The 18,889-nt window shown below is 62.2% G+C and carries 16 protein-coding genes and 1 tRNA gene; 10 read left to right on the top strand and 7 right to left on the bottom strand.

Features of this window, described 5'->3' with window-relative positions:
* Complete coding sequence (locus ACR65W_RS12285; RefSeq protein WP_434502686.1) at positions 1 to 2,268, bottom strand: TOMM precursor leader peptide-binding protein; 2,268 nt, start codon at positions 2,266 to 2,268, stop codon at positions 1 to 3.
* A gap of 1,027 nt (positions 2,269 to 3,295) precedes the next feature.
* On the opposite strand from ACR65W_RS12285, the gene nikR reads away from it, so the two are divergent.
* Positions 3,296 to 3,763 carry a nickel-responsive transcriptional regulator NikR gene (gene nikR / locus ACR65W_RS12280; RefSeq protein ID WP_029648127.1) on the top strand — a complete coding sequence of 156 codons (468 nt, stop codon included), beginning with the start codon at positions 3,296 to 3,298 and terminating at the stop codon, positions 3,761 to 3,763.
* A gap of 125 nt (positions 3,764 to 3,888) precedes the next feature.
* Entirely contained in the window at positions 3,889 to 6,309 is a 2,421-nt protein-coding gene (locus tag ACR65W_RS12275; protein WP_434500829.1) for a TonB-dependent receptor, read from the top strand.
* Here the strand turns inward: ACR65W_RS12275 and ACR65W_RS12270 are convergent.
* On the bottom strand, positions 6,278 to 6,541 hold the full coding sequence (locus ACR65W_RS12270; protein WP_434500828.1) for a BrnA antitoxin family protein: 264 nt from the start codon (positions 6,539 to 6,541) through the stop codon (positions 6,278 to 6,280). The two genes, ACR65W_RS12275 and ACR65W_RS12270, sit on opposite strands and share 32 nt — an antisense overlap.
* A 107-nt stretch (positions 6,542 to 6,648) precedes the next feature.
* Here ACR65W_RS12270 and dnaG point away from each other — a divergent pair, with 107 nt between their 5' ends.
* From dnaG to ACR65W_RS12250, 4 genes are all read left to right on the top strand, one after another.
* The gene (gene dnaG, locus ACR65W_RS12265) at positions 6,649 to 8,553 is read left to right on the top strand and encodes a DNA primase (RefSeq protein ID WP_434500827.1); all 1,905 of its coding nucleotides are present in this window, start codon (positions 6,649 to 6,651) and stop codon (positions 8,551 to 8,553) included.
* Positions 8,554 to 8,752: 199 nt separating this feature from the next.
* Entirely contained in the window at positions 8,753 to 10,768 is a 2,016-nt protein-coding gene (gene rpoD, locus ACR65W_RS12260) for an RNA polymerase sigma factor RpoD (RefSeq protein ID WP_434497476.1), read from the top strand.
* A gap of 26 nt (positions 10,769 to 10,794) precedes the next feature.
* Positions 10,795 to 11,034, top strand: a complete 240-nt coding sequence (locus tag ACR65W_RS12255; protein ID WP_434502684.1) for a DUF1902 domain-containing protein — start codon at positions 10,795 to 10,797, stop codon at positions 11,032 to 11,034.
* The gene (locus ACR65W_RS12250; RefSeq protein WP_434502682.1) at positions 11,034 to 11,231 is read left to right on the top strand and encodes a type II toxin-antitoxin system HicA family toxin; all 198 of its coding nucleotides are present in this window, start codon (positions 11,034 to 11,036) and stop codon (positions 11,229 to 11,231) included. Before ACR65W_RS12255 ends, ACR65W_RS12250 begins: the two co-directional genes overlap by 1 nt.
* Positions 11,232 to 11,345: 114 nt before the next feature.
* Here ACR65W_RS12250 and ACR65W_RS12245 read toward each other — a convergent pair whose 3' ends face one another.
* Genes ACR65W_RS12245 through ACR65W_RS12235 form a run of 3 tightly spaced genes read right to left on the bottom strand, consistent with a single transcriptional unit; the run spans position 11,346 to position 14,322 of the window.
* Positions 11,346 to 12,653, bottom strand: coding sequence for an MFS transporter (locus tag ACR65W_RS12245; RefSeq protein WP_434502680.1), 1,308 nt, complete (start codon positions 12,651 to 12,653; stop codon positions 11,346 to 11,348).
* Positions 12,654 to 12,660: 7 nt separating this feature from the next.
* The gene (locus ACR65W_RS12240) at positions 12,661 to 13,377 is read right to left on the bottom strand and encodes a DUF1345 domain-containing protein (protein WP_434499710.1); all 717 of its coding nucleotides are present in this window, start codon (positions 13,375 to 13,377) and stop codon (positions 12,661 to 12,663) included.
* Positions 13,378 to 13,389: 12 nt separating this feature from the next.
* Entirely contained in the window at positions 13,390 to 14,322 is a 933-nt protein-coding gene (locus tag ACR65W_RS12235; RefSeq protein WP_434499711.1) for a polyprenyl synthetase family protein, read from the bottom strand.
* Between the two features lie 338 nt (positions 14,323 to 14,660).
* On the opposite strand from ACR65W_RS12235, the gene ACR65W_RS12230 reads away from it, so the two are divergent.
* The 3 genes from ACR65W_RS12230 (at position 14,661) to ACR65W_RS12220 (ending at position 17,645) form a co-directional block, all read left to right on the top strand.
* Complete coding sequence (locus ACR65W_RS12230; RefSeq protein ID WP_434497470.1) at positions 14,661 to 14,951, top strand: hypothetical protein; 291 nt, start codon at positions 14,661 to 14,663, stop codon at positions 14,949 to 14,951.
* 614 nt (positions 14,952 to 15,565) lie between these two features.
* Positions 15,566 to 17,215 (top strand): outer membrane protein, encoded by a 1,650-nt coding sequence (locus ACR65W_RS12225; RefSeq protein ID WP_434499712.1) that lies wholly within the window; start codon positions 15,566 to 15,568, stop codon positions 17,213 to 17,215.
* A 211-nt stretch (positions 17,216 to 17,426) separates the two neighbouring features.
* Positions 17,427 to 17,645: a hypothetical protein gene (locus tag ACR65W_RS12220; protein ID WP_434502678.1), complete on the top strand. Its 219-nt coding sequence runs from the start codon at positions 17,427 to 17,429 to the stop codon at positions 17,643 to 17,645.
* Between the two features lie 163 nt (positions 17,646 to 17,808).
* On the opposite strand, the gene ACR65W_RS12215 is transcribed toward ACR65W_RS12220, so the two are convergent.
* Positions 17,809 to 17,883, bottom strand: a tRNA-Thr gene (locus ACR65W_RS12215).
* 261 nt (positions 17,884 to 18,144) lie between these two features.
* Between ACR65W_RS12215 and ACR65W_RS12210 the strand changes: the two genes are divergently transcribed.
* On the top strand, positions 18,145 to 18,534 hold the full coding sequence (locus ACR65W_RS12210) for a transposase (protein WP_434502676.1): 390 nt from the start codon (positions 18,145 to 18,147) through the stop codon (positions 18,532 to 18,534).
* Between the two features lie 6 nt (positions 18,535 to 18,540).
* Here the strand turns inward: ACR65W_RS12210 and ACR65W_RS12205 are convergent.
* Positions 18,541 to 18,889 (bottom strand): transglutaminase-like domain-containing protein (locus ACR65W_RS12205; protein ID WP_434502674.1); only part of this gene is annotated, 349 nt, incomplete at its 5' end.

Raw genomic sequence — 18,889 nt, 5'->3', positions numbered from 1 at the left:
TTAGGTGCGGGGGAACAAAGGGTTGACATCGGCTTCGCGCACCGGCCGCTTGCGGAGACCCAGCGCGATGGGCACGTCGTAGAGACGGCCGGGGCCGAAGCGGCGATAGAAATGCCGCAGTCCCGGAACAATCACCCGAACCACCGGCACATCAATATCCGGACGCGTCTGATCGAGGACGAGGAAATCGTGCCCAGCCCGCGCGGCGAGCTTGACGCAGGCCAGCACCTGGTCGCGGCCGTCGAGTTGGGCGAAATTCTTGAACCGTGACCGCCCGAAGGACGCCTTGCCCTGCGGCCGCATATAGGCGTGCTTGCGCAGCGGCAGAGGGTCGCCCCCATAATCGTCGTCGGGCCCGAACTCAGGGCGGCCGCCGAGGCTCTCGATGGCAAGAAACTGGTTGAGCTCGGTCATGGCGCGCAGCGTCGCGATCCTTGGATCGAAATGCGCGCCCGCCGCGACTTCGATATATTCCCGTCCGTCCTCGATCCAATGGGCGACGGCGACGACGACGGGAATGCCAAGATCGCTCGTTACGTCCAGCGCCCAGACGTCTCGGCCCATCCTGGCGAAAACGGCGCGGAGGTCGCGCACATAGCTGTCGCCGAGCTTGTCGAGATCGATCTCCGGACGACGCAAACGGTTGTACCACCAGATCGCGTATGCGTCCCGCTCAATGAGTTCGAGGAAACCCTGAATGATGGCTTCCTCGATCGTATTGCCCGCCGCGCAACCGTTCGAATCGGCGCTGATCTGATTGGCGCAGCCGGACTCATGGAAGAAATACAAAAGGCCGGTGGGAACGTATTTGAAACATTCGTCGCGCAGCGACCACACTGGCGACCATTCCGCCTCCGCGGCGGGATCGAAACGCTGTGCGCCCTCGCCGCAGCCGCCGCTTTTCGCGCCCTGCTCATATTGCGCGTCGCTATAAAGCAGGATGTCGTTGGGCAGGATCGCCTCGCCGGCCGGGAAATCCGCGAATCGTCGGACTATCCTGATCTCGTCGCCCTGGAAAATCCCGCAGTAGCGCTCGATCGCCTCCATCAGCGCGCTGGCTTCGCCCTGTTCAGCGACGCTGCCCTTGCCATAGCTGTCTCCGCTCAGCCCGGCCTGAAGGGCGTCGACGGTTTCGGGGCGCGGCGAAAAATTGTGTCTGGCGATGAAGCTCGCGTCGAGCGGCTGTTCGCTCTTGATCCGATCGAGATGCGACACGACGCCGGTCAGCGGGCTGACATGCTTGCGATTGCGGGCAAGGGTGTCGCCCGGCGCAACCGATCTGTAGCCCCCGCTCGTCACGACGCTCGCGCTACCGGCATGCAGCGGGATGGGCGTGGGGGCTCGCGCGGGATCGCGCAGCTCGGGGTCGCCACAGCTTGGGCATTGCGGCCGAGCCGGCACATAATGGCGGGCGACGGTCGAGCCCATCAGGTCCAGGCTCACGATATGCTGGTGCAGATCGGTGCGGAAGCCGCTGGCGATCGCCTTGGCGATCTCCGCGGCGGCGAGGCCAGCGCCGCTCAGGCCGAGCGGATGAGCGCCGAGCGGCGAGACAGCGACGCAGCGCGCCTCCTTGCGGCCGAGGAAAGCCTTGACCTGTCGGTTCCAGTTCATGCGATCGGCGAGGCATCTCCAGCAGGCGCTCTTGCCAGGGCTGAAGATCGGTCCGACCAGCGGGAAAGCGCCAGAAGGCTGCACCAGCATCCAGTCCTGCTTTTTCTCGAGCCGCCGGCGGTTGAATTCCGCGAGCTGGCTTTCGAGATAATCGCCGACCAGCGCGACGGTCAGATCGCCTCCGCGCTTCACGACCTTAACGCCGAAAACGTCCAGCGCCTCTTCCAGCGCCCGCACGCCGCTGATCCCGAGGGTTTCGATCTGAACGGAGACTTTTTGCAGATTTTTCGCGGCGACGTCGGGCGGCAGGCCGAGACTCGCCCAATAGCCCGCCGCGACGCCATCGGATGCGCTCGTCGGGACGACGAAGCGACGATCGAGCAGCCGCTTGAACGCCTCGTCTATTGAGTCGACGGGAAACTCTGCGGAGAGCGCCTGACGTATGGCGTCGGTGTCCTCTCCCGCGCCGATCCGCTCGGCCAGCGCGCAATAGAGCGCGCCACGAAGGAAAAACTTTCTGTCCTCCGAATAGAGACAGACAGCGTCAGGCGGCAGGACATAGACAGAAAAATTGGGCGAGAATCGAAGGACGTCGCCCAACCCCTCTTGTGAAACCGGCTTCGGCGCAAGCGGTTTAGAGACGTCAATTGTCATTTGGCTGTCGCGCGCCCCCGTCTCCTCGCGCCCGGGAGCGACGAGATTTGTTCGATTCAGGAATCCGAGAGACGAACGCAGACCCACAGACCCGCGCGGAACACCATGTAAATGTTCCGCGCGACCTGACTGCACGCCTCGCCTCGGCCCACGACCTCGGACCGAAGCGCCGATGGCCTATCGAGACCGGCCGCTCAGCCGTCAAATGTGCAGCGGTGCGTCACCCGCAACCGCGGCAGCCGCAGCCGCGACAGCCACAGCCACGACAGCCACGACAGCCACGACAGCCACAGCCCCTACAGCCGCGGCATCCCCCCCACCATGCGACCTCCTCGGTCTTCACGGCCGGGACTTCTTCGCGATCGAAAAGGCGGAACGAATTCAACCCCACGTCGAACACTTCCTGTTCGCGGAGGTCGATCGTGCGCGTCCGGCTCGTCGTCGGAGCCGTTGACGCCTCAGCAGGAGAACTATCGACGCAGGCGGCGCCTGCGAGCGACAATGATACCCCCATCACGCCGAGGGCTTTCTTGCCTCGATGTTTGTTCTGTGGGTTGTCCGATGAGCGCGCCATAGACTCCTCCCAAAAAATCTCAAAAACCGCACGGAGGCAAACAATAGCGCTCCTCGCGCGCTGGTCAATACTCATCCGGCAAAAGGCGAACCCGAATGTCTCGACGAACGCCGATGGAATGAAGCCGGCTACGCATAAGCCCCCTAAACCTTTCCGCGCATCTTCAGAGATCACATCGTCAACGTCATGGACCGGCTCGCCGGAATATTGGCTCAGTCGATCCGACGTATCGCCTCTTCGGGAACGCGCGACACGGCGGTGAGCCGCATCCGAGGCCCCGCGATCAAGAAACATGTTGGCCGCCAGAACTCCTGAGGCTGCCGCCCGGCTTCGGACCGCCGACGAAGACTATTGGCGGCCTATGCGCCTTGGCGTAATGAACGAGTGGTCGCGCTACCGGATTTGTGCTGGGTTGGACCGCATGGCGGAGGCGCGAACTGCCGGAGCCGTCATATGCAGCGCGTAACGATAACGATCGACGAAGAGCTGATGAGCGCGCTCGATCAGTATATGGAGGCAGGCGGCCATCGAAATCGCTCCGAGGCCGTTCGCGATCTCGTCCGCGCAGGTCTGCTCAAAACGCCCGAAGCCGATGACAGCGCCCGCCCCTGCATGGCGGCGCTCGTTTACGTCTACGACCACGAGACGCGGCAGCTGTCGAAAAAACTGATGCATGACCATCACTCTCACGCCGACATGTCGATCGCGACGCTGCACGTGCACATCGATGAGGCGACCTGTCTCGAAGTGTCGCTGCTTAAGGGCCAGAAGACGGATGTCGAGCACTTCGCCGGCCATGTGATCGGCGAGCGCGGCGTTCGATACGGGCAGCTCGTCGTCTTGCCGGCGGATCTCGAGCAAGGCGAAACGCCCCACGTCGATCGTCACACGACCGGACGCCACCCGCACCATTCCAGTTAGAGCGCGTCGTCTGTGGCAAATCGGCAACGCTTTCGCCAAATTGATTCGAGCCAATTGACCCAACGCATCGCGTAAGACAATTTCAAAAAAAGATCACAATAGCGCGCACGTACGGGAACCACGAAATGAGCCGCCGCCGCCTCGCGACTTCCGTCTCCTCCGTCGTCGTCGGCTTCGTTCTTCTGGGCACGGAAGCTCTTGCGCATACGATTTCCCTGCCAAAAATCGATGTTGGCGGGCAGCGGCGCACCGTGACCGTTCCCCACGTGCACACGCCATCGGGGACGCGCATCGTCAGTTCGACGCGCCCGTCGCCGGTCGTCCCCGCTGTCAGTCGCCCCCCGGCTGAGCCGTCGGGACCCCAACCGCCGCCAATCACCTCGTCAAGCGAGAAATTCTTCACCGGCAAGGAAGTGAACGCGCTCCCCTTCAAGCAACCCGGCGAGGCGCTGGAAATCGTGCCAGGTCTTATCGTCACGCAGCACAGCGGCGACGGCAAGGCCAACCAATATTTCCTGCGCGGCTTCAACCTCGATCACGGCGCCGACCTTGCGCTCTATCTCGACGGCATGCCGCTCAATATGCGCACCCATGGCCATGGACAGGGATACGCGGACGCAAATTTCCTTATTCCTGAACTTCTCGCCTATGTGCTGGCGCGCAAAGGGCCTTACGACGCGCAGGACGGAGACTTCTCCTCGGCCGGCTCGATTTACATGCAGTATAAGGACAAAATCGACAAAGGCTTTTACCAGGTCACCGGCGGAAGCTTCGCCTACGCGCGGGCGCTGGCCGTCGTGCCTTATCAGGATTTCGCCGGAGGATCCGCCTACGGCGCCGTCGAGGCGCAATATTACAACGGACCCTGGGAGCGCGGCGACAATCTGCACCGGATCAACAGCGTCCTGCGCTGGGCGCGGGGAACGCAGCTCGATGGCGCCGCCGTCACGTTTATGGGCTACGCCAACAAATGGTATTCGACTGACCAGATTCCGGAGCGAGCGGTTTATAGCGGGTTGAAATCGCTCTGGGGGACGCTGGACCCGACTGACGGCGGCGACACCACCCGCTTCTCGCTCTCTGGCCGCTGGAGCCAGACTGAGGGCAATCACGCCTCTCGCGTCGAACTCTACGTCATGCATTCGACGCTCGATCTCTACAACAACTTCACCTACTACCTCGCCAATCAAACCCTTGGCGACCAGTTCCGCCAATTCGATCGGCGCACCATGGTCGGCGTCAAGGCCGAGCATGCGATCAAGTGGGACAGTTTTGGTCTTCCAGTCCAGACCCGCGTCGGCCTGCAAAGTCGTTACGACGACATTCGACTCGGCCTGCAGAACAGTTTTCGTCGCACGCCCTATGACACGGTGCGCAACGATGCGGTCGGCGAAGGTAGCGTCGCCGTCTGGACAGACACGACGGTGCAGTGGTCGCCATGGCTGCGCACGGTGACGGGCGGCCGTTTCGACTATTACAACGCCAACGTCACTTCGCTGCAGAGCCTTCTTGGCGCCCCGGTGATCGCGACCAGCGAGGGGCTGCCGGCCTTCCTCTGGACGGGGCCGTTCAACAGCAACTCGAAGGACGCGTCGCTGTTCAGCCCCAAGGCCTCGATCATCGTTGGGCCTTTCCAAAAGACGGAACTCTATTTCAACTATGGCGAAGGTTTCCATTCCACCGACGCGCGCGGCGCCGTGCAGAGCTTCTCGGCGTCGGAGCTTTCCGACACCGACGGCTTCCTTACGGTCTCCTCCATTCCGCTTCTGGTGAAGTCACGCGGCGCGGAGATTGGCTGGCGCACCAAATATATCGAAGGACTTGATTCGAGCATGAGCTTCTTCTGGCTCAATCTCGATTCCGAGAACCAGTTCGAGGGCGACAGCGGCACCACGACTTTCGGCCGACCGAGCCGCCGTTACGGCATCGAATTCGCCAATCATTATCGGCCGGTCTCGTGGATCAGCTTCGACGGCGACGTGGCGCTGGTGCATGCGCGCTATCGCGGCGTGGATCAGCTTCAGGCGTTCGCCTGGCTCGATCTGCTCACGCCTGAGGCTCTGCCCTATGGAACGTTTTTAGGAAACGCGCCGGGCAATTATCTGCAAAATTCCGTCGGCATTACAGCAATGGGCGGCCTTGAAATCGGCGAAGCGACAGGTTGGTTCGGCGCGCTGAAATATCGCTACATCGGCTCTCGCCCGCTGACCGAAGACGGCTATCTCCAGTCTCCGGTGACGGGCACCTTGAGCGCGCGGCTCGGCTATCGCTGGGCGGACGGCTGGCGGCTGCAGGTCGACGCGTTCAACGTGTTCAATTCACGGTCGGATCAAATCACCTATGGCTATGGCTCGCTGCTGCCGACCGATCCGCTGTTTTCGGCATGCGTCAATGGCGTCGCGCCGAGCGCGGTCTGCGGCGTCGGGGTGATGGACCGGCATTTCAAGCCGCTGGAGCCCACAGCCGTGCGCCTGACGTTCGGCGGTCCGATCAGTTTTGAGTCGCTGCCAGACTTCACAGCGCCGCTGCGGGTCGTGTCGGACTAGCCGCGCTCAACCCGGCTTGCGCTGCTTCATAGCTGCGCAGGACGGCGTTGATGCGCCGCTGATAGCCCGGGCCTTGCGCCTTGAAATAGTCGATCAGGTCTTGATCGAGGCGGATCGAGATGGCCTGCTTTTTCGGCGGCACGACGACTTCCGCCTGACTCCAGTCGACGGTCTCGAACTCCGCCCAATCGGGATCGACGGCGACGGCGGCGTCGATTTCCGCTTCGGTCATTTTCTGTCTCAACGTTATGCTCCGCTATCTGGCCGTGAGTCGGGCGGGCGAACCAAATGATCCCGGTGAATTCGCTCCCTGCCGCAAAGGAGTGCTAGGGAGAGCCTATGCGCTTTTCCCCTTCCTTCCTCGATGAGATACGGGCGCGCCTGCCCGTCTCCGAGGTCGTGCGCCAGAAGGTGAAGCTTCGGAAGGAAGGCAGGGAGTGGCGGGGCTTGTCGCCCTTCAACGCCGAAAAGACCCCCTCCTTTTACGTCAACGACCAGAAGATGCGCTGGTTCGATTTTTCTGCCGGGAAGAACGGCAACATCTTCGATTTTCTCATGGAGACGGAGGGGCTTTCGTTCCCCGAGGCGGTGGAGAGACTGGCGGCCCTCGCGGGGCTCCCCCTGCCCGTCGAGACGAAAGAGCAGCAGGAACAGGACCAACGGCGCGCGACGCTTGGCGAGGCGCTGGAGGCGACGGCGGTCTTTTTCGAAAAGCAGCTCGCCGGCGCCGCCGGTCGCGACGCCCGCGCCTATCTCGACCGCAGACAGATTTCCTTGGCCGCACGCGAAAAATTCCGTCTGGGTTATGCGCCGCCCGAGCGCCATGCGCTGCGCGATCACCTCGCCGCCAAGGGCGCGAGCGTCGAAACGATGATCGAGGCGGGCCTGCTCGTCCATGGCGAGGATATCGCCGTTCCTTACGATCGTTTCCGCAATCGGGTGATGTTTCCGATCTGCGACCGCGCCGGACGGGTCATCGCTTTTGGCGGACGCGCGCTGGAGGCGGACGCCCAGGCGAAATATCTGAATTCCCCGGAGACGCCGCTCTTTCACAAGGGCGCGACGCTCTACAATCTGCATAACGCTCGCAAGGCGGCGCATGAGTCCGGCGCGGTGATCGCCGTCGAGGGCTATGTCGACGTTATTGCGCTGGCCGCCGCAGGCTTCCCCAACGCCGTCGCCCCGCTGGGCACGGCGTTGACTCCCGAACAATGCGCCCTGCTCTGGCGGCTGGCGGAGGAGCCGATCCTCTGCTTCGACGGCGACAAGGCGGGATTGAAAGCGGCCTTTCGAGCCGTCGATACGGCGCTGCCGCTGATTGGCCCTGGCCGATCGCTGCGATTCGTCCTTCTGCCGGACGGCCAGGACCCTGACGAACTGCTGCGCTCAAGCGGGGCGGAGGCGCTCGCGGAAGCTTTGAACCACCCGCTGCCGCTCGTCGATCTCCTGTGGATGCGCGAGACCGATGCGGCGACGCTGGATACGCCCGAGCGCCGCGCCGCCCTCGAGCGGCGGCTGCGCGAGATCGTTGGTCAGATTGGCGATGACGACCTGCGACGTCATTACCTCCAGGAGCTGGCGCAGCGGCTGGAGCGCCTCTTCGGCCGGGATCGACGCGGCCAGTTTCGTCGCCCAGACGTCCCTCGGCGAGGCGCGAGCGGTCGCCGGCGCGCTTCCGACGAGGGCGCCTTGACCATTGGTCCAGGCCTGGCGAATTCGCCGCTGTTTCGCGGCGTCAAGTCCGCGATTGCGCCGCGCGAGGCGCTTATCCTGTTGATCCTGATCAACCATCCGGATCTGATCGACTCCCGTGCGGAGGATCTGGCCACGCTTGATCTTGAGTCCGCCGACGCGCGCGAACTGCGCGACGCGCTCCTGCGATTCGCGGAGAGCAGCGCGGGCGATAAACTTGAGCTTCACCCATTTTTAGCGTCGCTTGGACTTGCGCGGACGGTCGCCCGGCTCGAGGCGATGGCCGCCCATTCGACGCTCTGGAGCGTGCGCCCCGAGGCGGCGGCGGCGGACGCCGGCGAGAGCCTGCGACAGGCTTTCGCCTTGCATCGCAGATCATTGGCGTTAAATAGAGAGTTGCGTGCGGTGCAAGCTCTGCTAGCCGAGAACCCCAACGAGCGGAATAATGCGCGGCTGAAGGATATTCAGACTCAGTTGTCGGCGTTAGATGGCGCAGAAGCAGCGGTGGAAGGATATGGATCGCTTTCCGGCCGGCCATCGCGGAACTTGTGAAGTTGGCGCCGGGGTGAAGAGGGGACGGAAAGCGCGCCGCTAGCGGGCGGTGCGAGGGTTTGTTGCGGTCGGCCGGGCTTTTTCGTCCGCTTGCCGCGCTTTGGCGTAGAGAGGGCCGGCCTCTCTGGCTATTTTTGGAAAACTTGCGCCTTGCCTGGTTCGGGGAGCCGATCCGGGGCGAGGCGTTTGGAGCTTGTGGATGGCGAAGAAAGACGAAACTAAGGTCGAGAACGAAACCGTAGCGGCGACGGAGGCTTCCGACGGACCGCTTCTCGATCTCAACGACGCCGCCGTCAAGCGGATGATCAAGCTCGCGAAAAAACGCGGCTTTGTCACCTATGCCGAGCTGAACGCGGTGCTGCCGTCCGAGGAAGTGTCGTCGGATCAGATCGAGGACGTCTACGCGATGCTCTCGGAAATGGGCATCACCGTCTCTGAAGGCGACGATCCGGATGACGTCGAGGCTGAGGAACAAGCCGCCGAAGAGGAAGAACCCGAAGGCGGCGAACTCGTCGAGAGCCCGCGCGCGACCGCGGTGGCGACGCGCACGTCGGAACCCGCCGATCGCACCGACGACCCCGTGCGCATGTATCTGCGCGAGATGGGCTCGGTCGAACTTCTGTCGCGAGAAGGCGAAATCGCCATCGCCAAGCGCATCGAGGCCGGGCGCGAGGCGATGATCGCCGGGCTCTGCGAGAGCCCGCTGACCTTCCAGGCGATCATCATCTGGCGCGAGGAATTGGAAGCGGGCAAGGTCCTGCTGCGCGACATCATCGATCTCGAGGCGACCTACGCCGGGCCCGAGGGCAAGGCGGCAAAAACCGCTGAGCCGGCGCCCGCGGCCGACCTGGCGCCGGCGACGGCGCCGCGCACCCCGCCCGCCGGGCTACAGGAGGACGTCCCGCCCGCCGAAGAAACATTCGAGGAAGAAGACGACATGGAAAATTCCGTGTCGCTTTCGGCGATGGAATTGGAACTGAAGCCGAAAGTCCTCGAAACCTTCGCGCGCATCGCCGACGCCTATAAGAAGCTGCGCCGACTTCAGGACCAGAACGTCGAGAACAAGCTCAAGAACGAGACCCTGACGCCCGCTCAGGAGCGCAAATACAAGACTCTCAAGAAGGAAATCGTCGCCGACGTCAAATCGCTGTCGCTGAACCAGAACCGCATCGAAGCGCTGGTCGAGCAGCTTTACGACATCAACAAGCGACTTATCGGCTATGAGACGAAGCTCCTGCGGCTCGCCGACAGCCACGGCGTGATGCGCGAAGACTTCATCGACAAGTTCCACGGCTCGGAGCTCGACCCCAAATGGGTCATGCGCGTCGCCAAGCTCGGCTCCAAGGGCTGGAGGGAATTCGTCGCCGCGGACAAGGATCGCATTAAGGATCTGCGAACCGAAATTCACGCGCTTGCGACCGAAACCGGACTGGAAATCTCCGAGTTCCGCAAAATCGTGCATATGGTGCAGAAGGGCGAGCGCGAAGCCCGGCAGGCGAAAAAGGAAATGGTCGAGGCGAATCTGCGTCTCGTGATCTCCATCGCCAAGAAATACACCAACCGCGGCCTGCAATTCCTCGACCTCATCCAGGAAGGCAACATCGGTCTGATGAAGGCCGTCGACAAATTCGAATATCGCCGCGGCTATAAATTCTCGACCTATGCGACATGGTGGATTCGCCAGGCGATCACCCGCTCGATCGCCGACCAGGCGCGCACGATCCGCATTCCCGTGCATATGATCGAGACGATCAACAAGATCGTGCGCACCTCGCGCCAGATGCTGCATGAGATCGGACGCGAGCCCACTCCGGAAGAGCTTTCCGAAAAGCTCGCCATGCCGCTTGAGAAAGTGCGCAAGGTTCTAAAAATCGCCAAGGAGCCGATCTCGCTCGAAACGCCGATCGGCGACGAGGAAGATTCGCATCTTGGGGATTTCATCGAGGACAAGAACGCCGTGCTGCCGATCGAGGCGGCGATCCAGTCGAATCTGCGCGAGACGACGACGCGCGTTCTCTCCTCGCTGACGCCGCGCGAAGAACGCGTGCTGCGCATGCGCTTTGGCATCGGCATGAACACCGACCACACGCTGGAAGAAGTCGGCCAGCAGTTCTCGGTGACGCGCGAGCGCATCCGCCAGATCGAGGCGAAGGCGCTGCGGAAGCTGAAGCATCCGTCAAGGAGCCGGAAACTGCGAAGCTTCTTGGATAACTGACGCGACGCGCGGCGGAGAAACGAGGGATGACAAAGAAACCGGTCATTTTCACGATTTCCGCCGCATGGGATGACGCGGCTTCGGTCTGGAGCGGCCATTGCGACGAAATTCCGGCGGCGGCTGACGCTCCAACGCTCGACGAACTCTTCGTGAAGATATCGGCCATGACTCTCGACCTGCTGGCGGACAATCATCCCGGCGTCGATCCTGCATCGGTATATTTGCAAATTTCCGCGCTGCGCGAGGTTGAACAGGCGGTCGCGTGATGGCGCCGCAGTTCGATCGCCCCTTGCGCGATTTATTGCGCGCCGCAGGTTGCATTATGGTACGCCAGGGAAAAGGAAGTCACGAAATTTGGCATAGTCCCGTCACTGGACGCAATTTCGCCCTTCCCATCGGAATTCCCAGCCGCCACACCGCTAATGCCATTTTGCGTCAGGCGGGACTGAAAAAAGCGTTTTGAACGATCACGCTGAGTCGGTCTTCATTTCAAAGGAAACCAGCCGTCCTCCTCCAGCAAACGGATCACGTCCTTTACTTTCATAACGCTGAAAGGCCCGCGTATCCGAACATAATATTATATCTCTTCTCGCTCAATCCGAGAATTCCTCTTCGTATCCGGCATCGTCGCGTAGACGATGAGCGAAATGAAGATCGCGGCGCTCGCATAGTAGAAAAACCAGCTCTCATGGCCCTGCGCCTTGAACCAGAGCGCCACATATTCCGCCGAGCCGCCAAAGAGCGACACCGTCGCCGCATAAGGCAAAGCGACGCCGGTGACGCGGATCGCCGCTGGAAAGAGTTCGGCCTTCACGACGGCGTTGATCGACGTATAGAGCGCGACGATCAGCCAGGCGCAGCAGATGAGCGCAAAGGCGATCCATGCGTCGCGCGCAGTCTGAATGGCGGTCAGCAGCGGCGCGGTGAAGATCGTTCCCAGCACGCCGAAGGCGATGAGCATCGGCCGGCGGCCGACGCGGTCCGACAAGGCGCCGTAGATCGGTTGCAGACAGAGCGCGAAGAAAAGCGAGCCGGCCGCAATCCAGGTCGTCTCCGCATCGCTCAATCCGGCGGAGAGCTTCAAGAATTTCTGCATGTAGGTCGTATAGACATAGAAGGCGATCGTGCCGCCGAGCGTCAGCCCAACGACGATCGCCGTCTCGCGCTTATGCGCGAGGAGCGCGCTGAGCGATCCGCGCCGCCGTTCGGCGCGCGACGCTCTGAAGGCGGGCGTTTCCGCAAGATCGCGGCGCATATAGAGCGCCACGATGGCGAGCAGCGCGCCGAAGGCGAACGGGATGCGCCAGCCCCAGTCGCGCAGCGCCTGAGCGTCGAGCGCGACATTTTGCAGAATGAGCAACACGCAGAGCGCGAGCAGCTGGCCGGCGATCATCGTCACATATTGAAAGCTCGAATAGAAACCGCGCCGCTCGGGATGCGCCATCTCGGCGAGATAGGTGGCGCTCGACCCATATTCGCCGCCAAGACTGACGCCCTGAACGAGGCGCGCGACGAGCAGCGTCGCCGGCGCGCCGACGCCGATCGTCGCATAGGTCGGCGCGAGCGCGATGAGCAGCGAGCCCAGACACATCATCAGCACCGAGAGCATCAGCGCGGCGCGCCGGCCGCGCCCGTCGCCGATCCGGCCGAAGACATAGGCGCCGATCGGCCGCATCAAGAAACCAAGCGCGAAGACGCCGGAGGCCGACATCATCTGCGCGAGGGGGTCTTCGCCAGGAAAGAATGAGTCGGCGAAATAAAGCGAAAAAGCCGAATAGACATAAAAGTCGTACCATTCGACGAGATTGCCAACGGAGCCGATCAATATCGCCCGCAGTCGCGCCGCTTCGGTCTTGATGTCGATCGCCGCCGCGTCTTCGTTCATATGTCCTTCAGACCAACTGGCTAGCGATGTTCACCATGAGCGCGAGAATGGTGGTGTTGTAAAAGAAAGCGACGATGCCATGCGTCGCGACCAGCAGTCTCATCGGCGACGAGCAGGTTTCTATATCGGCCGTCTGAAAGGCGACGCCGATAACGTAGGAAAAATACAGAAAGTCGACGTATTGCGGCATCCTGGTGTTGGGAAAATGCAGTCCGCCTCTTGCCGCCGGCGGCTCGTCCGGATCATGCTCTTCCTCGAAGTAAAATTCATGCGCATAGTGAAAGGCGAATGTCAGGTGCAGGAACAGCCAGGAGTTCAGCACCGTAATAATGGTGAGCGCGACGGCTGCGCCCCTTTCCCAGCCTTCCATTGACTTCACTGAACCAAGCTCGACGACGACGGCTCCGAAGGAGGCGGTGGCGATCGCGGTCGTGAGCAACAGCATCACGACGCGGCCCTCGTCGAGATGCTGGGCGCGTTCGCGGATTGTATCGTGAGTGGCGTGGGCGATGAGCAGGTAGACCAGAACGAAATAGCAGAGCGAGACGGCGTTCCATGCGACGAGCGCGCGTGCGACCGGCTGCATCGCCTGCGGCAGAAGAAATCCGACGACGACGCCGAAAGCGAAACTGAGAAAGAGCTGCGGGCGCGCGCGAACGATGCGAAATGGCGCCAAAATGGCCGAGGCGCGCCGACGGGTCTTGGACAGTTCTTGTCGGCGCATCGGCGCGTTTCCTCAGTTGCGCCGCGCGGCGACGAAACGGGCGGCCTCCGCCAGAATGTCGGTCGCCTCCCCCAGCCCTGTTTCGCGCAGCGCCGCCGTCGCTTCGGCGATCAGCGAGTCCCGTCTCGCGCGCGCGGCGTCGAGACCGAGAAGACCGACAAGAGTCGCCTTGCCGCGTTCGGCGTCTTTGCCCGCGCGCTTGCCAAGCGCAGCGCTGTCGCCCTCTGCGTCAAGAATGTCGTCAGCAATTTGGAAAGCGGCGCCGAGCGCTTCGCCATAGCGCGTCAGCGCACGCGCCTGCGACGCCGAAGCGCCGCCGAGAATGCCTCCGGCGTCGACGGCGAAACGTAACAGAGCGCCCGTCTTCATCGCCTGCATCTGCAAGGTTGCTTCGAGCGTGAGCGGCGTCGCCGCGGTTTCAGCGGCAAGGTCGAGCGCCTGTCCGCCGACCATCCCGCCAAGCCCCGCCGCGCGCGCCAAGGCGAGCACCAGCGCCGCGCGCACGCCGGCGTCTTGATGCGTCTTCGGATCGGCGACGACGTCGAACGCATAGGTCAAGAGCCCGTCGCCGGCGAGGATCGCCGTCGCCTCGTCGAAGGCCTTATGAGTCGTCGGCCGGCCGCGGCGCAGATCGTCATCGTCCATCGCCGGCAAGTCGTCATGGACGAGCGAATAGCAATGAATCATTTCAAGCGCGCAGGCGGTGCGCAGCGCCGCACCGCCGACGACGCCAAAGAGTCGCGCAGATTCAATGACGAGAAAGGGCCGCAGCCGCTTGCCACCGCCGAGCGAAGAATAGCGCATCGCTTCGAGAAGGCGCGCGGGACGGGCGATCTCGCCCGGAAGCGGCGCAGGCGCGAGCAGCGCGTCGAGCGCAGATTCGGCGGCGTCGGCGGCGGCGTCGAGACGGCGTCGGAATTCCTCGGCGCATGCGGCTGCATCCATGAGAGCGATGTCCTTTAAAAGCAAACGACAGTGGCTGCTAGCAAATTTACGGTCCAACCCCAAGGGCGCCGTGCGCGCTCCTTTATGGCGAAACCTCGTCGCGTTTCGGGTTTTTCCTAAGCCGCGCGCGCCCGAATGTCGCACGATGTTGTATTTTTGCGACAGTCATTGCAGAGGGCATTTATTAAACTCCGCCCGACGCCAATGCGGCTTGCGGCATACCCAAGCGGCCGTCGGCCGCGGCGTCGTAAAGACTCTCGCGGCGCGCATACGATCGGATTGATCCGGCGCCGATTCGCCTGGATGCGGACGATCCAGCGTCACCCTAGGAGAAACGCATGAAGAAAGTTCTGCTGCTGACGACCGCCCTCATGGCGGCCGCGCCGCTTACGGCGTGCAACACGCCTGGTGAACGCGCGGCAGGCGGCGCGGTGATCGGCGGACTTGGCGGCGCGGGCATCGGCGCGCTCGCGTCCGGCGGACGCGCCGGCGGCACGCTCGCCGGCGCGGCGATCGGCGCGGCCAGCGGCGCCGTCGTCGGCGCGGCGACCGCTCCGCCGCGGCGCTGCGCGAAATGGGGCTGGGACTATTACGGCAACCGCGTCTGCGTCGCTTTCTATAATTACTAAGAGCGCGCCATTATTTTTAAAACCGCAGGCCGTCGCCTGCGGTTTTTCTTTAGCGCTTGCGCCGATCGATGGCTTCTCATCCCGCGCGCGACGCTTCTTGATCCTGGAGGCCGGATCACTAGTTTGAAGCGAGCGGCGCCGATCGGAGAGACAACATGCCGACAGGGTTGACGAAACTGGTGATTTTGGGGGCGATTGGTTTTTTCATCGGCGCGGCGATCGTCGGCTATTACTCGGGCTGAAGCTCTTCCAACTCAGCTTGACGCATAAGCGCGCGGCGAAACGCCCGATGTTTTTTCCATTCAGCTTGATGACGAGGATGGCGATGCTTCGTCGCGCCATCTGAGACGAACATCGCGCGGCTTGCACGCCGCCCGGACCGCCGTCGCGCAGCGCACGCAGCCACAAAACAAAACGCGCGGCGCGCGGCGGCGCGAACGCCATCGCGAACACCATGAAGCCAAAAGCGCTGAAATGATGAGCAGTTGATGTTGCCGCAAGGACACATCTGGACGACAAGCAGTTTGAAATGTCGTCCTTGTCTTGCGCGTCGATCGACTAAAGCTTTACTGGCAGAGGGAAACTTCTAAATTTTCTGCTGGCTGAGGTGCGCGATGAAAAAAGCGATTGTCTTTGCGGCGAAGTTTCATCTTGGACTGGCGATCGGCTGCGCCTTTTTCCCCCGGCTCTCCTTGGCGCAGGACGCCGCGACATCTTCCGCCGCCTTTCCCATCTGGACCGGTTTCTATGGTGGTCTGAACGTCGGCGCGGGATGGGGCGTCGACGCCCGCAACGGCAATATGTGGCAGCCGGACGGCCTGAACGGCGGGATCACCAACAGCCTGACGGCTCTGGGCGCCGGCGGCGGCGTGATCGGCGGCGGTCAGATCGGCTATACTTACGCGCTCACGCCGCTGGCGCTCATTGGCGCGGAAGCCGATCTTCAGGGCGCGAGCCTGCTGTCCGGCAGCGGCGTCGCGCCCGGCTATTTGCAGAACAGCAATGGCCAGGTCACGTATATTCCGGGATGGGTCGGCGGCGGCATTTCCATTCCCTGGTTCGGAACGGCGCGCGCGCGAATCGGCGTCACCCCTCTGCCGACGCTATTGATCTACGGAACGGGCGGTTTCGCTTACGCCAAGGTCGAAAACGCCTATGGCGGCTATTGGGCTAACCAGGTCTCCGCCATGCGCGCCGGCTGGACGGCGGGCGGCGGCGTGGAATGGATGTTCATGCCCAATTGGTCGGTAAAGGCTGAATATCTCCATACCGACGTTTCAGGCGACGCCGGCGCAAACAGCGGCATTCTTACAGGCGTCAGCAACCGCACGCGGTGGAACACGCTGCGCACAGGGCTGAATTACCATTTCAACTGGGGCGCCGCTCCGGCGATCGCGCGCATTGACTCTGAAATCGCGCCGACCTCGCTTGTGCCCAAGTCCGCTTTGGCGATCGGCGTCGGCGGCAATCTCAACCTGACGACATTCGACCAGCAGAATCTTGATTGGGCGGGAACGTCAAACAACTTTGACGGCAAGGGGCTTTTTTTCGCCCATGGCTTTGCGCAATGGAGCACGAAAGTCAATCTGATCCCGCAATTGCGAATCGCGCCCGTTGGACAGGTCAGCTACTTCAATCACATTGGAGACTCCAACTGGCTGTGGGGGTCTAAATTTTCATATACTTATCTCGATTCGCAGTCCTCACGGTCAAACGTGTTCATCCCTCAGTTTGGCGCGGTTACTTTCACGGTCGGCGGCCAAGATAGCCTGCGTTTCTTTGGGACGGGCTATCTTCAGTCCTATCAGATGCGCATCAACCACCAGCTGGTTCTGACGCCCTTTATCGGGCGCCAATTCTCGAACGGGTTCATCTATCTCGGCGCGGGGCCGTCCTACTCGCAAATTCAAACAAATTTGAATAATCTGACTGGCTTTCGTCATTCCGAGGGCGCGACGATCAATCAAACGGCGCTTCCCGCAAATTATCAAAATTCGCACTGGGTTTGGGGCGGAGCCGCGACGGCTGGCGTCACCTATTTCCTGACGCCGTCCTGGTTTGTCGATTTAAACTATACCTTCTCTCAAACAAGAAGCACGAGGAGTTACTATTTGGCTTGGTACGCCGCGCCGGTGCCCGGAACTGACATAACCTCCATCGGCTATATTCCGGCGAGCACTGCGGGCGCGCTCAATACTCAGTCGTTCAACGCCTCCCTCAACTTCGCCTTCGATCTGAACGGAGAGAGCGCCTATCCGAATTAGCTAGCGCTATCGACCCCTGCAGCTTTCCGGGGCGCGGGCAAAGGGTTGGGCGCGAAGGAACGGCGCAGTCGCGCCATTTGCGGGGCGCTTGTGCATGAAGAGGCCGGCGGCGACGCGCTGCGCGCAGACGCAGGCGAGCTTGCGCGCTAATTATTGGTTAACCATGTTAATCTAAATGAGTGCAGACGAGGCGCAATCAGGAGACGTAGCAATGGCGATGAGCAACAGGACCAAGATTGGAATCGTTCTGGCGGTTGGAGTTCTCGCCGGCCTCTCGTCGGCGTTGCTGTCCCTGCTGCTTTTGGCGGTGGCGGGCTTCCTGATCGCCTGGGGCCAGAATCCCAAAGGCGTTGAGGACTTTTTCGCAAGCCTTCCCTTGAGCGACTACAGCTCAAAAGCCTTCTCTCGCTTGAACGCGTTCCTGTCTTAAGACCTCCCGCCGCGCGACGCGCCTCGCGTCGCCGTCCGTCCGCTCGACAACATCGAAAAAGCCTGCCGGACCTCTCTGGCGGGCTTTAGCTGCGTGGAAAAGACGACGCCGCTTTCGGCGGCCGCTGGCGTCCAGCGTCGAACTGACAGACAAATTATTGAGCTGGTGCTGCAAGAGAGGATTGAACTCTCGACCTCTCCCTTACCAAGGGAGTGCTCTACCACTGAGCTACTGCAGCGCTTGATCGCCCGAATGCATAAAATCGCGTCCGACGTGTTCGGCGCCTGTGTGCCACAGGGGCGCGCAAGTCGCAAGCGCGCGCGCGTCCCGCCCAGGCGGCGGCTGAACGCACGCCTTCGCCGGGACCACCCCGCCGAAACAGGTTGTGTTATAAAAAATTACAACCTAAGATTGAGCTACCGATCGACCTTGTCGGCCCTTCACCTCGAAGGCGCGTCCGCCCGGGTCGACGTCGCAATGCGCCGCGACGGAGGATCAATTGATTGAGAATTATCTTTCTGACGAACATTGGCAGGCTGTCGCTTCCGTCCTTCCCGGAAAGGAAGGCGACCCAGGCTGTAGAGGCCGCGACAATCGGCTTTTTCTCGAAGCGGTGTTTTGGATTTTTCGCACCGGCTCGCCCTGGCGCAGCCTGCCGCCGCAGTTCGGCAAATGGTACACGACCTATACGCGCTATCATCGCTGGGACAGGAAGGACGTCTGGCCGCGGGTCGTGGCCGCGCTCAGCCACAACGGCAAATGCGATTTCCAATATGACAAATACGGGCTGCGCTTCACGCCGTGCGATGAAATTGACTTAGCCGAGCGCGCGCGAAACGATGCCGACGGGCGCCAGCGCGCCGCGGTCGGCCAATTGGTCGGAGTCTGAGACCCGCTACTGCGATTGTGACTGTGATTGCGACTGGCTGAAGGCCGCCGCCCGCGCGACGCGCACTTTGACGTCCAGCGTTTCGCCCGCCCCGCCCGAATGCGCGCCGCGGATCGGCGCCGCGCCCAGATAGTCGAGCGCGACGGCGACGCGCACGTGATGTTCTTGCGGCGCGACGCCATGCGTGGGATCGAAGGCCACCCAGCCGAGATCTTCGACATAGGCCTCGGCCCATGCGTGGCCGGCGACCTGATCCTCGCCATCGCTGCTAAGGAAATAGCCGCTCACATAGCGCGCCGGCGCGCCGATCCCGCGCGCGCAGGCGATGAAGAGATGCGAAAAATCCTGACAGACG

The organism is Methylocystis sp. (assembly GCF_051062815.1).
Taxonomy (GTDB): Bacteria; Pseudomonadota; Alphaproteobacteria; order Rhizobiales; family Beijerinckiaceae; genus Methylocystis.
Note: the sequence above shows the minus strand (reverse complement) of the source record. Positions and strands in the feature narration are given on the sequence as shown.

What these genes read in the sequence shown, in the direction of transcription:
- ACR65W_RS12285 (WP_434502686.1), bottom strand. Translation starts at nt 2,268, where the DNA reads ATGACAATTGACGTCTCTAAACCGCTTGCGCCGAAGCCGGTTTCACAA.
- nikR (WP_029648127.1), top strand. Translation starts at nt 3,296, where the DNA reads ATGCAGCGCGTAACGATAACGATCGACGAAGAGCTGATGAGCGCGCTC.
- ACR65W_RS12275 (WP_434500829.1), top strand. Translation starts at nt 3,889, where the DNA reads ATGAGCCGCCGCCGCCTCGCGACTTCCGTCTCCTCCGTCGTCGTCGGC.
- ACR65W_RS12270 (WP_434500828.1), bottom strand. Translation starts at nt 6,541, where the DNA reads ATGACCGAAGCGGAAATCGACGCCGCCGTCGCCGTCGATCCCGATTGG.
- dnaG (WP_434500827.1), top strand. Translation starts at nt 6,649, where the DNA reads ATGCGCTTTTCCCCTTCCTTCCTCGATGAGATACGGGCGCGCCTGCCC.
- rpoD (WP_434497476.1), top strand. Translation starts at nt 8,753, where the DNA reads ATGGCGAAGAAAGACGAAACTAAGGTCGAGAACGAAACCGTAGCGGCG.
- ACR65W_RS12255 (WP_434502684.1), top strand. Translation starts at nt 10,795, where the DNA reads ATGACAAAGAAACCGGTCATTTTCACGATTTCCGCCGCATGGGATGAC.
- ACR65W_RS12250 (WP_434502682.1), top strand. Translation starts at nt 11,034, where the DNA reads ATGGCGCCGCAGTTCGATCGCCCCTTGCGCGATTTATTGCGCGCCGCA.
- ACR65W_RS12245 (WP_434502680.1), bottom strand. Translation starts at nt 12,653, where the DNA reads ATGAACGAAGACGCGGCGGCGATCGACATCAAGACCGAAGCGGCGCGA.
- ACR65W_RS12240 (WP_434499710.1), bottom strand. Translation starts at nt 13,377, where the DNA reads ATGCGCCGACAAGAACTGTCCAAGACCCGTCGGCGCGCCTCGGCCATT.
- ACR65W_RS12235 (WP_434499711.1), bottom strand. Translation starts at nt 14,322, where the DNA reads ATGGATGCAGCCGCATGCGCCGAGGAATTCCGACGCCGTCTCGACGCC.
- ACR65W_RS12230 (WP_434497470.1), top strand. Translation starts at nt 14,661, where the DNA reads ATGAAGAAAGTTCTGCTGCTGACGACCGCCCTCATGGCGGCCGCGCCG.
- ACR65W_RS12225 (WP_434499712.1), top strand. Translation starts at nt 15,566, where the DNA reads ATGAAAAAAGCGATTGTCTTTGCGGCGAAGTTTCATCTTGGACTGGCG.
- ACR65W_RS12220 (WP_434502678.1), top strand. Translation starts at nt 17,427, where the DNA reads ATGGCGATGAGCAACAGGACCAAGATTGGAATCGTTCTGGCGGTTGGA.